The organism is Mesorhizobium sp. M1142 (assembly GCF_040318565.1).
GTDB lineage: Bacteria > Pseudomonadota > Alphaproteobacteria > Rhizobiales > Rhizobiaceae > Mesorhizobium.
Genome location: NZ_JAMYMK010000002.1, coordinates 442,074 through 455,607, shown reverse-complemented (window position 1 = coordinate 455,607; position 13,534 = coordinate 442,074). Strand labels below are relative to the sequence as shown.

At 62.1% G+C, this 13,534-nt stretch carries 11 protein-coding genes and 1 tRNA gene; 9 read left to right on the top strand and 3 right to left on the bottom strand.

Annotated features, from left to right (window positions below; all coding sequences use genetic code 11):
- The first annotated feature begins 101 nt into the window (after positions 1–101).
- From NKH42_RS06175 to NKH42_RS06150, 6 genes are all read left to right on the top strand, one after another.
- Entirely contained in the window at positions 102–446 is a 345-nt protein-coding gene (locus tag NKH42_RS06175) for a VOC family protein (RefSeq protein ID WP_352750862.1), read from the top strand.
- Positions 447–568: 122 nt separating this feature from the next.
- Positions 569–643: transfer RNA gene (locus tag NKH42_RS06170), tRNA-Gln, on the top strand.
- An 868-nt stretch (positions 644–1,511) separates the two neighbouring features.
- On the top strand, positions 1,512–2,699 hold the full coding sequence (locus NKH42_RS06165; protein ID WP_352646122.1) for a magnesium transporter: 1,188 nt from the start codon (positions 1,512–1,514) through the stop codon (positions 2,697–2,699).
- Between the two features lie 472 nt (positions 2,700–3,171).
- Positions 3,172–4,446 (top strand): tetratricopeptide repeat protein, encoded by a 1,275-nt coding sequence (locus tag NKH42_RS06160; RefSeq protein ID WP_352753041.1) that lies wholly within the window; start codon positions 3,172–3,174, stop codon positions 4,444–4,446.
- Between the two features lie 11 nt (positions 4,447–4,457).
- Entirely contained in the window at positions 4,458–5,270 is an 813-nt protein-coding gene (locus NKH42_RS06155; RefSeq protein ID WP_352750934.1) for a FecR family protein, read from the top strand.
- A 15-nt stretch (positions 5,271–5,285) separates the two neighbouring features.
- Complete coding sequence (locus NKH42_RS06150) at positions 5,286–7,310, top strand: CHASE2 domain-containing protein (RefSeq protein ID WP_352750937.1); 2,025 nt, start codon at positions 5,286–5,288, stop codon at positions 7,308–7,310.
- An 88-nt stretch (positions 7,311–7,398) separates the two neighbouring features.
- On the opposite strand, the gene NKH42_RS06145 is transcribed toward NKH42_RS06150, so the two are convergent.
- Genes NKH42_RS06145 through NKH42_RS06135 form a run of 3 tightly spaced genes read right to left on the bottom strand, consistent with a single transcriptional unit; the run spans position 7,399 to position 9,869 of the window.
- Positions 7,399–8,190, bottom strand: a complete 792-nt coding sequence (locus tag NKH42_RS06145) for a sugar isomerase domain-containing protein (protein ID WP_352973988.1) — start codon at positions 8,188–8,190, stop codon at positions 7,399–7,401.
- Positions 8,191–8,226: 36 nt separating this feature from the next.
- A complete protein-coding gene (locus NKH42_RS06140) occupies positions 8,227–8,997 on the bottom strand; it encodes a GntR family transcriptional regulator (RefSeq protein ID WP_254820103.1) in 771 nt (256 codons plus the stop codon).
- Positions 8,994–9,869 carry an ROK family protein gene (locus NKH42_RS06135; protein WP_352750940.1) on the bottom strand — a complete coding sequence of 292 codons (876 nt, stop codon included), beginning with the start codon at positions 9,867–9,869 and terminating at the stop codon, positions 8,994–8,996. The genes NKH42_RS06140 and NKH42_RS06135 overlap by 4 nt, the downstream gene beginning before the upstream one ends.
- A 445-nt stretch (positions 9,870–10,314) precedes the next feature.
- Between NKH42_RS06135 and NKH42_RS06130 the strand changes: the two genes are divergently transcribed.
- From NKH42_RS06130 to NKH42_RS06120, 3 genes are read left to right on the top strand one after another with little or no spacing between them, the layout of a single operon-like run.
- On the top strand, positions 10,315–11,607 hold the full coding sequence (locus NKH42_RS06130) for an ABC transporter substrate-binding protein (RefSeq protein ID WP_352750943.1): 1,293 nt from the start codon (positions 10,315–10,317) through the stop codon (positions 11,605–11,607).
- A gap of 43 nt (positions 11,608–11,650) precedes the next feature.
- Positions 11,651–12,541, top strand: coding sequence for a carbohydrate ABC transporter permease (locus tag NKH42_RS06125; RefSeq protein WP_352750949.1), 891 nt, complete (start codon positions 11,651–11,653; stop codon positions 12,539–12,541).
- Positions 12,538–13,410 carry a carbohydrate ABC transporter permease gene (locus NKH42_RS06120; RefSeq protein WP_352973987.1) on the top strand — a complete coding sequence of 291 codons (873 nt, stop codon included), beginning with the start codon at positions 12,538–12,540 and terminating at the stop codon, positions 13,408–13,410. The genes NKH42_RS06125 and NKH42_RS06120 overlap by 4 nt, the downstream gene beginning before the upstream one ends.
- Positions 13,411–13,534: the final 124 nt, after the last annotated feature.

Genomic DNA, 13,534 nt, shown 5'->3' with positions numbered 1-13,534 from the left:
CCGGCCGGCCTCTACAATCGATTAAGGAAAAGCGGCACAGAAAAGACTTGCTTTTTGGAAAGCTTTGTTGTAGAACATAACAAGAACAAAAGGGCAGAACGATGAGAATGGCCGGAAAGCTCGATTATCTGGAAATGCCGGCGACAGGCGGAACGCTGGACAGCGTGAAGGCTTTCTACAGCGCAGCCTTCTCATGGTCGTTCACCGATTACGGGCCGACCTATTCAGCTTTTGCCGAAGGGCTGGACGGCGGTTTTCAGGCGGATGGCCAAGATGCGCCGGCCAAGCCGCTGCCCGTGCTCTATTCCGAAAGGCTGGAGGAAACACTAAGCGCCGTCGAGAATGCCGGCGGCACCGTCCTCAAGCCGATCTTTTCATTCCCCGGCGGCAGGCGGTTCCATTTCGTCGATCCGGCCGGCAATGAAATGGCGGTTTGGGGTGAATAGGTCCGTTCAAAGTGACGATTGCAAAACTGGCGGGTCGGTCGCGCATAGTCGATATGTCGGCATTGAGCTTTCTCGCGGCTCGTCCTATAAGGCCGCGCGCACAGCGGGCACGCTCCGGCTGTTGGGGCGTCGCCAAGTGGTAAGGCATCGGTTTTTGGTACCGACATTCCCAGGTTCGAATCCTGGCGCCCCAGCCAAGCGTACGCGGGTCCGATCCGCAGACATCGAGCAAAATGGCGTTTGCGCCCGCTGGCGTCGGTTGGCGAGCTTTTGAGGCTCAGGCTAAGCTATGATAAGGGGTGATTAGTAGGGCGAGTTGACTGCAAGAAGAGGGGAAACGTTTGACCCGCATTTTGGTAACGGTCATCGCAGCAATCTGCTTCACAATATCGACTGCTTCAGCCGGGCAGGGAGAGCAGCAAAACATCAATTACTTGGCACGTATGTCAGATAGCAAATTGCATCGGGCTGCAGCAATTTCAGGTAACATCTATGGCGTGCCCGGCGCTGAGACGAAGCGAAAGTGGAAAAGCCATGATGGCCGTCTCCATACTTTTGTACGACGGGCTAGATAAACACTTGGTGCCTAATCCGGCTAAATTCGAGAGGGCTATCCGCGTGTTTGAAGGCGCTTACCGTAAGGCTGCTTTGAGTAAGGTTGCTTGCCAGGCCGCGAAGGCCAAGGACCCAGATAGTTACCGGTAGATGTCTGCTGGCGTCAATAGCTGGTGAACCTGGCAAGATGCGCCGGATGAGGCAATCAGGTTCGAACGCCCGAGATCCTGCCTCTGCAGAATTTCCGGGTTTAAGTCTTATTGCTGCGGCGTGATCGCAAAGCCCGGAAGACCGGTGAAGTTCGCAACACGTCAAATTCTCGGCGACACTCTGACGTTACAGCCCGCCTGTATGCACCCCGCAATGGCTCAGATCTGTCTCGGTTCGGTCCACTCGGTACCCAAAGAGGCGAAATTTCCGGATCGAGGCGCATGGGCCACTGCGCCAGGACAGAGCGATCCGATCCGTGTCATACCGTCAGAGGCAAGACACTCGCAATTGGGGGAACAGATGAAGGAAGAGAACGACGTTGAGAAGCTGGTACGCACGCTGCGTGCTCGAGCACCTGATGACGCGGCGGTATTGCTGGCCCGAGAGTCTCCCGAGTTCATCCGGGACACACTAAAGTTGTTGCCAGACCGGCACGCCCGCAAGGTGGCGGAGCATTTGCCGCCGCATATGCGGCCCGTCAAGCCTCATGGCGATGGCAAGGACGTCGCGGTCCCCGAGTCGCTCATCGAACTGACGGACCCGATTCCCGCCAGCGTTCCCGTCGGCACGACAGTAGCCGCCGCAGTGCAGGCCGTCAGACGCACCCCGGTGCCGACCGAGCTCACTTATCTCTACATCACCGACCAGGGCGATAAACTGGTTGGCCTCGTGGTCCTGCGCGATCTGATGCTGAGCGAAGCGGACGCCACGGTGGATCAGATCATGCTGCCGAAGCCGTTCGCCCTCCCCGCCGATCTCTCTTTGAGCGACGCATGCAAGGCGGCGGTACGCCGTCACTACCCTGTCTATCCGGTGGTGGACGCGGAGAACCGGCTGCTCGGGCAGGTCCGCGGCTGGCGGCTGTTCGAGCAGCAAATCATCGAGATTTCTGCCCAGTCGGGCCAGATGGTGGGTGTCCAGAAGGAGGAGCGTTCTTTTACGCCCCTGTTTTCAGCCTTCTTGAAGCGGCATCCGTGGCTGCAGCTCAACCTACTGACGGCCTTCATGGCCGCTTTCGTGGTCAGCTCGTTCACAGGCACGATCGAGAAGATCGTCGCCCTGGCGGCATTCCTCCCGGTCTTGGCCGGGCAGAGCGGAAACACCGGCTGCCAGGCACTGGCTATGACGCTGCGTGGCCTTGCCCTTGGCGATGTGGACAAACGATCGAAGCTGCACCTGGTGATGAGGGAGGGCGCGCTCGGGATCGCCAACGGTGTGCTCGTCGGTCTTGTGGCGGCTGCGGCGATGTGGTTCTACGCCTCGCGGCAACCGGAGTCGGCGGCCCAGGCGCCCATGCTGGCACTCGTGATCCTGCTCGCCATGTCCGGATCGTGCCTCATGTCCGGAATCTCCGGCGTGCTGATCCCGCTGGGCCTGCGCCGGGTCGGCGCCGATCCGGCGGTCGCTTCGGCGATCTTTCTCACCACCGTGACCGATATCGTAGGCATGGGCCTGATGCTGGGGCTGGCCACTATGCTCGTGCTGTAGCAAGGGCGCGTCCGGTGACGCATTCCCTGGGCGATGGGTTCCTATAAGCTGACTACGTCGGCGGCGGACGAAATTGCGAAGACCAGCCCGCAATCGCACAGGCCGTTGCGACAAGCATCGGCCCTGCAGCTTCCGACCGCTTGCGCAACGCCCAAGGAAGACCTTTGGATGAGCTATATGTGTCGGGCGGTGACCAGATACGCGCAGAGAATATTAATCTTGTCGGGTGTGCGATCCACGATTGGTGATGATTGAATTAGTTGCCGCTGGTGACGAATACTTCCATTGTTACAGAAACGCTGAGAAGATGTTTTGACAACCAGCGCAGCCGAAATACGAATGGACCCGATAGTTTGTTGCGCGGCTGCAACAGCTGTTGAAAACTCGGACGATTTCGCCAAAGTTCAGTCGCCTTTTTTCTTGTGGTCGTGCTAAGTCCTTCGCACTGGTCGGGTTTGGGGTGGTTCTCGGCATGCAATCTTCGTTTCGAACAATCGTCGGCTGCGCCACGGCGCTGCTTTGTAGCAGCGCATTGCCGGCTGGCGCGCAGGGTCTTTTTTCGGCCTATGACGATGCGTTTTCAGCCCGCATCGCCAGTCCGGCCGACAACGGAACGCTCGCCCAGTTCGTCACGGTTGCCGTCAATGCAGGACAATACGATCAGGCGATCTCCTCAATCGAGCAGTATCTGATCAAATATCCCCGCGATGCGCGCGCCCGGCTGGCGGCCAGCCGGTTGTACTATCATGTCGGCTCCTATGAATTGGCCCGACGGCAGGTGCAGTACGGCATCGAGGTTGGGGGGCTGTCCGCGGCTGAGCAGCAGGAAGCTGCTCGCCTGCTTGCCCGCATCGAGCGCGCGTTGCGTGGCGTCACCTGGGAACTCGCCCTGACCGGCGGCGTGTTCAGCGCATTCACCGATTTTGAGCCGGGTGGGGCGCAGGACGAGGACAGCTTCGTCTCGCCCTATGGGCGGGCGGAAGGCTTTGTGCGATGGGACCTCGGCACGCCAAGCGCCGACGCCCTGGTCCTTTCGGGGTCGTTGACTGCGACACAGCGCTTTTTCACGGAAGACCTGTCGGTTCCGGGTAGCAAGGAGACTTTCGTCCACGGCAACGCCGCTATCACCTGGGACAAGGGGCTGCCCAATAGTGGGATCGATTCGCTGCGCCTGCTGCTTTCGGCGTTTACTGTTACAGATCGTTTCGACAGCGATATCCAAGAAACCGGCATCGGCCTCAGTGGACGCTTTCTTGTGCGCCCGACGGTCGAGACGACGCTTTTTGCAGGCGGCGGCTACATCGATCTAAGCGCCTCGCAAGGCATTTTCGCCGATAGCAGGGTTTTCTATGAGGCAGGCGGCAGCTACCGCTTCCGCAATGGCCAGGCGCTCGGACTGCGCTTTGTCGGGTCAAATGACTTCGCCTCCGGATCTGGCGAAATCGGCCACAGCTACACGGGCGAGATCCGCTATGGCGGCCTGTTGATGACCGTACCGGATCTTTTCGCATGGTCGCACCAGGTCGCGTTCTCGGCCGGCCACAGCAACACTCCCGATCTGTCCGTTGGCATCGGCACAAATATCAAGAGCGACTTCTGGCGCATTGCCTCGGAAAGCGATTTTCAGCTGACGGAGTCGCAGAAGATCAGCGTCGATCTCGCCTATCGCGAAACCAACTTCGACATCGCCAACCGCGACCGGAAATCGTTCGAAATGCTCATGAGCTACACGTTGACGCTCAATTGAAAGAGGCCGCGATGAGGACCCCGTACCGTCAGATCGCCATTTTTGTCGCCTGCCTTGCCTTCGCGGCACCATCCGCCGCTGAAACGATCGGGTCGATGACGGCCTACCAGACCAACATCGTCCGCAACAACGGCGGGACAATGAACGTCGGTGCCGGCGTGGAACTCGGCGATCAGTTGCGCAGCGATCCCACCGGTCTTGGAATGCTGGTGTTCCGGGACGAATCGAGCGCCAAGATTGGTCCGAACACCAGCCTGACGATCGATGAATTCGTCTACAATCCGGGCTCCGTATCTGGAAAAATCGACATCGGGATGAACAGCGGCCTGGCCCGTTTTTATGGCGGCCAGGTTTCGAAAGGCGGCGTCATGCAGGTTGCGACGCCGCATATGGTGCTCGGCGCCAGAGGCGGCATCATCGAAGTGCTGGTGGCAGCCGGCCAGACCGTCGGCATACTGCGCGCCGGCCGCATGACCTGCACGATCAATGGCAAACGGCTGGTCATCACAAACCCGGGCTACGCCTGCACATCGGACGATGGCAAGCTGCTGACCGGCTACGGCGGCATCGACACATTCCCGATATTGGACAGCATCGACCGGATAGCCGGCACCGGCCTGCCAGGCGCACCGGGTCCTGGACTGGATGTAAGCGCGATTTGTGCGTCGGCACTCGGCGGCTCGCTCAAAGTCTGCGAGTCCACCGACGGCGCATTACCGGGAGTGGTCATGGAGTTCCCCGACAGCCTAACGCCACCTGTGGGCGGCGGGGTGAAGGATGATGGCGAGTGTGAGGGTGAAGGTTGCTGCTACTACTGCAATTAGGCCTGGCCGCACGACATGAGCCTCTTGGTCGGTTGGCGCTGGGCTGATTGGCGGCAAGCTGGCAGGCGCAAAATATCCGGTCTTGCGGTCGTGCTCCTGCTGCTCGCTTGCCATTTGGCTTTCGACGGGCCGCTGTCGCGCCTCCGCGAACGCACATACGACTTCTACCAGTTTCTCGCCCCGCGCCAAGCGACGAGCAATCCTGTCGTGATCGTCTCGATAGACGACGCCAGCCTCAAGGCACATGGGCGATGGCCCTGGAACCGTGGCCTCCTGGCCGATCTGGTCGATGGCATCACCGCATCCGGCGCCGCGGTGATCGGGCTTGCGCTGGTGCTGCCCGAGGCCGACACCTCGCCTGAGGGCATCGCCGGAGACAAGCGCCTGGCAGCGGCGCTGGCCAAAAACCGAACGGCGCTTGCCGTCAGCCTGGGCAACGAGGCGACAGTTTCAGAAGCAGAGCCCAAAGCCGGCTGGTCGATCGTCGGGCAGGTACCCGACACACTTCCCGGCTTCACCGGCCTGACCGGCTCGCTTGACCAATTCTCGAACGCCGCCGCGGGCCTCGGCGTCATTCGCACCCTGCCAGATCCAGACGGCGTACTGCGCCATGTGCCGCTGCTTTGGCTTCGCAACACCGCTCAAGGCGTGCAGCTGTGGCCGTCCTTCGCACTCGAACTCCTGCGCCTTTATGCCGGACAGGACGGCTACATAGCCCGCCTGAATGCCGCCGGGTTCGACGCGCTCAGGATGGCCGGCGCCATCGTGCCGCTCGAGCCGGAGGGGACCATCCGCCTTTGGGAAACCAGCACCGATACGCCACGCATATCTGCCAGCACTATCCTTTCGGGCGACAGCGATCAGCGGCTGCGGGATGCCATTGTCATTGTGGATCTGTCGGCCGTGGGACTGACGCAGTACCTGCCCACCCCGACACGTCCAGCGCGACCAGGCGCGGACATCCACGCCGATGCAATCGGCCAGTTGCTTGCCGGGCGCTACCTGGCGGAGCCAATGCACGCGCGCACGGTGGAGCGGCTCTGGTTTGTCCTCACTGCCATCATGTTCATCGGGCTTTCCGGAATGCTCGCCGAACGTGTCGTGCTTGGTGCCCTGGCTCTCGCGCTGCTGGCCGTCACGCCGTTCGTGTTCGGTGCTCTCGAATATAATATGCAGGGTACACTCTATGACCCGCTGCAGCCGGCGCTTGCGACGATCCTGGTAGCCAGCTTCGAAGGCTATGTCCTCTACAGGCGCAGCGAGCAGCGCCGGTCCACCCTGGCACGGCAGTTCTCCCAGTATCTGTCGCCTTCCGTGGTGCAGCGCCTCGCAAGCTCGGACACCGAAGCCATCCTGTCCGGCGAGAAGCGCGAGATCACAATCCTGCTCAGCGACATACGCGGCTTCACGACGATGAGCGAACAACTCGATACCCAGGAAATCGCAAAGGTGGTCAACCACTTCCTCGGCATTGCGACCGATGAGATCCTCAAGCGCGACGGCACCATCGACAAATTTATGGGCGATGCCGTGCTGGCCTTCTGGAACGCGCCGCTTGATCAGCCGGATCATCGCGAGCGCGCGCTCGACGCGGGGCTAGCCCTGATAGAACGGGTAAAGCGCGAAGACGCTGCTTTCACCGCCGACGGCCACCCCTCTATCGCAATCGGCGTCGCCATCGAGACCGGCATCTGCTCGGTAGGCAATTTCGGCTCCGAGCGGCGCTTCGACTACACCGCGATCGGCTCGCCGGTGAACCGCACGGCACGGCTCGAATCGACGACCAAGAAGCTGCGCATCCCCCTGGTGCTTGGTCCCGGCTTTGCGAAGGGAGCATCGATGCCAGTCGTCCAGGCGGGCGCCTTTGAGCTCCAGGGTTTCAAGGGTGAGGTGCCGGTTTTCACCGTTCCGGAGCTGCACCATGATACGAGCCGCGAACAAGCGATTCAGAATGGCGGGCAATCTGGCGGCCCAGACCTGGTCGACGGTTCACCGCTGTCCCCAAAAACAGCTCCTCCTGATCCTGCACTCCGAAACTGATCGGCTCCAGCGGTGCGCGGGGGTGTCGCCGCCTCGTGACCTGACTACGCCCTTCGGAAGGCCTCGCAAATTTGCGTGCCCTCCCCGGTTATTCGCCGCGCATGGTCGCCTGGAAGGTGGGCAGGTGCTTCTTCTGCGCCTCGAGCATTTTCTCGCGATAGACGCCATAGATGACGTCGGTGTCGTGCAGTGTGACGCCGGCAATCGTCGGCGAGGCAAAAACCGGCAGCTCGATGCCGCGCTTCGAAAGCGCCTCGACGGTGCGGGCGATCAACTCATGCGCCAGGATCATGGCAAGCACGGTCGACGAACCGGAGACCGGCCGGCTCCAGCCCTCGACCGGCACGATGGCATCCTCGATCGGCGAGCAGGTGTCGATGACAAGGTCGGCGGCATCGGCAAGCCGCTTGCCGGAAGAGTGCGTCGCCGGCTTGTCGAGATTGTTCTTGCTGGTCACCGCAACGACAAAGATGCCGCGTTTTTTCGCGTAAAGCGCGGTGTCGATGCCGGACGAATTGCGGCCGCTGTGGCCGAAGATGATGATCGAATCGCCTTTGTTGAGCGGCTGGTGATCTAGGAATTTCTCGGCGTATTTCTCGGTCCGCTCCAGCCACAGAAGTTCGCGCACGCCGCCGGCGCCGAGCACATTATGCCACATGACACGCGGGTCGGTCAGCGGATTGAAGCCGACATAGCTGCCGTAGCGCGGAAACACTTCCTGAACCGGCAACACCGAGTGGCCAGAGCCGTAGAGATGAACCAAGCCACCGCTCTCGAGTGTGTCGGCAAAGCGGCTGGCCGCCTCACCAAAAGCTTCGGCATTGGCTTTCGAGGCCTGTTCGATGAGGGCGGCAAGGCGAGGTATGTAAAGATCGGACACGTCGGTACTCCTGTTATGGGTCGGCTTGGGTATGGCTCAGCTTCTTGCGGTTGGCGCGGCGCGACCGGCACGCAGCGTCGAGCGGATTTCGTAGCGGTCGCCACGCATGACCGAGACGGTGAATTCGAACGGGCCGCGCTCGTCGGTGGTGATGCGCTCGACCACGAAAGCGGGACTCCCCGCGGGCAGATCGAGCAACTCGGCATCCGCCGCCCCGACCGCACCGACACGGTAGTTTTCGCGTGCCGCGACCGGCACGATGCCGTAATGGCGCTCCAGCGCTTCGTAGAGCGAGCCCTGCAGCAGGCCGGCATCGAGAAAGCCGGGCACGCGCGCGGCCGAGAGCTGCGCCGTCTGGATACCGATCGGCTCGTTGTTGCCGAGCCTGAGCCGGCGGACGCGCACCACCGGGTCGCCTTCCTCGATCTCCAGCGCTCCGGCCGCGGCGGCATTGGCGGTGGTCAGGCTGCAGTCGAGCAAGCGCGAGCCCGCGACCACGCCCATATTGCCCATTTCCTGCGTGAAGCTGGTCAGTTCGCGGGTGCCGGCGACCAGCGTGGTGGAGCGCACGAAGGTGCCACGGCCATGTTCGCGCCTGAGCAGCCCGTGCTCCTCCAGATTGCGCAGCGCGTGGCGCAGCGTGATGCGGCTCACCCCGAACAGGGCGCACAGTCTGTCTTCGGCCGGAATCTGGTCGCCAGTCGCCCACTCGCCACTCTTGACGATGGCGCGGATGGCCTCTTCCACCTGATACCAGAGCGGCTCGGGCCTTTTGCGGTCCGGTTGCTGAAAGCTCGGCTCGCTCATCTTATCTGCCTCCACTGTGCTCCGGCGAGACCGGCCAGCGAGGCGCCGACGAGACCGGCGCGGGAACCGAATTCGCCGGACCGCAGAACGACGCCGCGCAGATGCGGCGGCAGCTGACGCCGCAATGCCGCAAGCAGCGGCGGCCCTACCACGTCCAGCGCATCGGCAAGGCCGCCGGAAATCAGGACTGCCTGGGGATCGAGCAGCGCGACCGCACTCGCAAGGGCGGTGCCCAGCCGGCGCGCCGGCAACTCCAATGCGTCAAGGGCGGCCGTCTTGCCGGCCCGGGCGGCCTCGACCAGCCTGCCGCCATTGGCCAGCCCGATCTGGCGCGCCGCGGCGTCGAACGCCCGCCCGGAAGCGAAGCGCTCCAGCCAGCCGCTGCGGTCCTCGCCTTCATCCTCGATGTCGGCGCAGGCCCAGCCGAATGAGCAGGCGCCGCCACGTGCGCCGGCGACGATGCGATTATTGGCCAGAACGGCGGAGCCGATGCCGGTGCCGATCGCCAGCAGGATGGCATCGGACAAGCCTGTTGCAGCACCTTCGACCGCCTCGGCCAGCATGGCGATCTGCGCGTCATTGCCAATGGCAACAGGCAGACGAGGAAACAACGCCGCGATGTCGACACCGTCGAGATAGGACAGGTTCGGAACCCAGTGGCAGACCGAGCCTTCTACAAGCCCCGGCACCGCCAGGCCAAGTGCCTCGACCGGACCGGCCTCGGCGCGCAACGCGCCGATACGGGCGACGAAGGCATCAAGGCTTGCCGGCGCAGGCTCGCGGCTGAGCATCTCCAGCCAGCGAACATCGCCGGTATGGATTGCGGCGCGCAAATTGGTGCCGCCAAGATCGATGGCCAGAACGCGTGTCATCGAGAGCGACTCCGACTGGCTGCCGCCCGGTCCTCGGCGCGCCAGTTCCTCACGGTGTCGTCGGCTCTGGTCGGCAGTGCGATACAGACCCCGGTGCACGCGGCGGCGAAGCCGCCAATCAGGCTGAGCGCAGCGCGTCGATGAACCATGATCAGTCTCTCATTCGACATCGGCTTCCTTTGCGGCGGGGTAAGTATCATTATAACGACATGACTTTGTTCGCAAGAGCTTTGCGGCACGTTTGGGCATTTCCGGCAGTGATAAACAACCTTAGCGATCGCAGCTAATTATCTGTTTTCAATGACACATCTCTGCCCTCATAGGCCAGATAAGAAATCGCCCACGGCGCCGGCCAGGAACTCTCCGCGAAGATAGCCCTTGCATCGTTGCTTCAAGTTGTCATAACGTCGTTCATATCGCTGTGCGCCCACGCGGAGGATCCCGGATGTCTTTGGCTTGGATTTCGAAACTGGCATTGGCTGCAGGGCTGCTAGCCTCGCCCACCGCTGGATGGGCGCAATCGGTCAGCATCTCCTATCTGACCCACTGGTCGCCCGAAACGGTCGCTCTGCTGGACGCCGCGGCCAAGGACTACGCCAAGAGCAATCCGGATGTGATCGTCACCATCCGCGCCGTCCCCTTCGGCGACCTCCTGACCACACTGCGTTCCCAGGGCGGCAGTTCCGATGGGCCGACGATCGGCGGTATCTACGATTTGTGGCTGCCCGAACTGGCGCGAGACAAGCTGGTCGCGCCGGCCCCCGATACGGTTGCCGGCGAGGTCAAGAGTGCGTGGCCGGCCGGTGTCGTCAGTGCGGCCTCTGTTGGCGCCACGCTTTACGGCATTCCAAACGAGATCGACGTCTATGCGCTGAACTACAACAAGGAGCTATTCAAGCAGGCCGGCATTACGGCCGCACCGAAGACCTGGTCCGAATTGAAGGATGCGGCCCAGAAGCTGACCAGGAAAGATGCCGGCCAGCAAGGTTTCGGCATGATCAATTCCTGGGCCGCGGGCGTCGTCCACCCGTTCGCCTCGCTGCTGGTCTCCAATGGCGGCGAGCTGGTCAAGGACGGCAAACCGATGCTCGACAGTCCTCAAGCCGGCGAGACTTTCCAGCTCTACGAGGATCTGATCAAGTCCGGCGCCAGCGATCCGGCGATGGCCACCGCCGACGCCAACACCACCGGCCCCTTCCTGGACAATTTCGTCTCCGGCAAGACCGGCATGATCATCATGGCCAACTGGTGGGAAAGCGCATTGAAGAGTGGCATGGGCGACAAGTTCTCCAATATCGCTACCGCACCCATCCCGGTCGGTCCGAGCGGCGACAAGCCGCACTCGATCTCCTATTCGTGGATGACCGTCGTCAACGCCAATGCCGGTCAGGCCGAGCAAAAAGCGGCATGGGATTTCCTGGCATGGCTGAACAGTCCGAAGTCCGGCAAGAACGGCGCCTCGGCAATGTCGGATATTCTGATGTCGATGGGCATCCTGCCGACGCGGACCTCCGACATCGAAGCCCACAAGGACAACCTCGGTTCCGAGTTCCTGTCCGGCTATGTCAGCGTGCTTGCCGACGCCAAGCCCTTCCCTGTCGTCCCGGGAGGGCAGGAGTTCAGCGAATCGCTCCAGCAGACGCTCGAGGCATTGCAGTATGGGCAGCTCTCGGCCAAGGATGCGCAGGCGAACGCGCAGGCCGATGCCGTCTCGATCCTGGAGCGTGCCGCCAAATAGCGAAGGCGCCGTTTCGTGAGCCCGACGCTTTGGAAGCAGAGCGATGATCAAGACCTATCGTGCCTCGGCGGGCATCATGCTGGCGCCCGCCGTGACATTGATCGGCGTTTTCATCCTGCTGCCGATGCTGCTCACCATCTGGCTGTCATTCCAGGACTGGTCAACGCAAACACCTTTTTCCAGTGCGAGCTTCATCGGCTTCGACAATTTTCGCGAAATATTCGGACCGACCTCGGTCGGGCGGGATTTCAAGCGAGCGCTGCTCAATACCGCCATCTACACGGCATTGTCGGTGATGCTCATCCTGCCCCTTTCGGTAGCGTTCGGCTTGATGGTCTACCAGCGCGATGTCGCAGGCGGCACGGCGCTGCGGACCGTGTTGTTTTCCACCTACATGGTGCCGATGATCGCCGTGACGCTGGTCTGGTCGAAGCTCTATTCGCCGAGCGAAGGGCCGCTCAACCAGATGCTCGGCCTCGCCGGCATCGGCCCGCAACCCTGGCTGTCCTCGCCAAGATCGGCGTTGATCTCGATCGTCGTGCTCAATGTCTGGCAGCAGATCGGCTATTTTACGGTGCTGGCCGTTGCCGGGCTGACCCAGATCCCGGGCAGTCTTTATGAGGCGGCGACTCTGGACGGCGCCAACCGGCGCGAACAGTTCCGCTTCATCACCTTGCCACTGCTGCGGCGCACGCTTCTGTTCAGCGCCGTCATCGCCATCATCAACGCCGTGCAGATATTCGAGCCGGTCGCGCTGATCACCCAAGGCGGGCCGGTCGGCTCGACCAACGTGCTGACCTATCACATCCGCCGTGTCGGCATCGAGCGCGCGCAAGGCGGATTGGGCTCGGCCATGGCAGTGATGCTGATGCTGGCGCTGATCGTCGTTGTGTGCGCGCTGTTTGCATTTGCCAACCGGAAGGATGACCAATGAGCGCGCGGGGCCGCTCAGGATCGAGCCGGTTGGCGCGCAAACGCTTGGCCGGCCGCAGAGCGCTGCTCGCCACGCTGATGCTGCTGGTTGCCGTGGCCTCCGCCTTCCCGCTGTTGTGGATGGTGCTCTCCAGCCTGAAGACGCCGGCCGAAACCATGCAGGTGCCGCCGGTGTGGATACCGCGCACGCCGAGCCTCGAAGCCTACGAGAAAGTCTCCAGCGTCATCAATGTCGGCCGCTCAATGTGGAATTCGCTCGTGATCGCCACGATCACCACCGCCGGCATTCTGGTCACCAGCATGATGGCTGGCTACGCCTTCGCCAAGCATCACTTTCCCGGCCGCTCGTTGCTGTTTTCCGTGCTGATCGCCACAATGTTCCTGCCGCCGATCGTCACGCTGATCCCGTTGTACCGGCTCGTCGGATCGATCGGCCTGAATGCCAGCCTTGCCGGCATCATCGTTCCCAACCTCGCCAATGCTTTCGGCATTTTCCTGATGCGCCAGTTCATCGCCGGCGTGCCGGACGATTTGATCGACGCAGCACGGATGGATGGGGCGTCGGAACTCCTGATCCTGTTCAAGATCGTCGCGCCGAGCGTGGCACCGGCAATCGCGGCATTGGCGCTGTTTGCCTTCGTCTATCATTGGAACAGCTATCTCTGGCCGCTGACGGTTCTACAGGGCAATGCACACGACTATCCGATCGTCATCAGCCTCAGCCGCCTGCTCAGCTACAACAGAGGCGCCCTCAATACTGGACTGGAGATGGCCGGCGCCACACTTGCCGTGCTGCCTCCATTGGTGCTGTTCGTTTTCCTGCAGCGCTTCTTCGTGGATTCGATCGTCGGCTCGGCGATCAAGGGATAGCGTCGGCGGCACTGCCGGCATCCGCCCGGCTGTCATTGGGACGCGCTGGTGACGGAGCTACGCAGATAGCCGCGTTCTGAAGCTATCTGTTCATCGGCGAATCCGACGCGAATGCCCCGCTGCC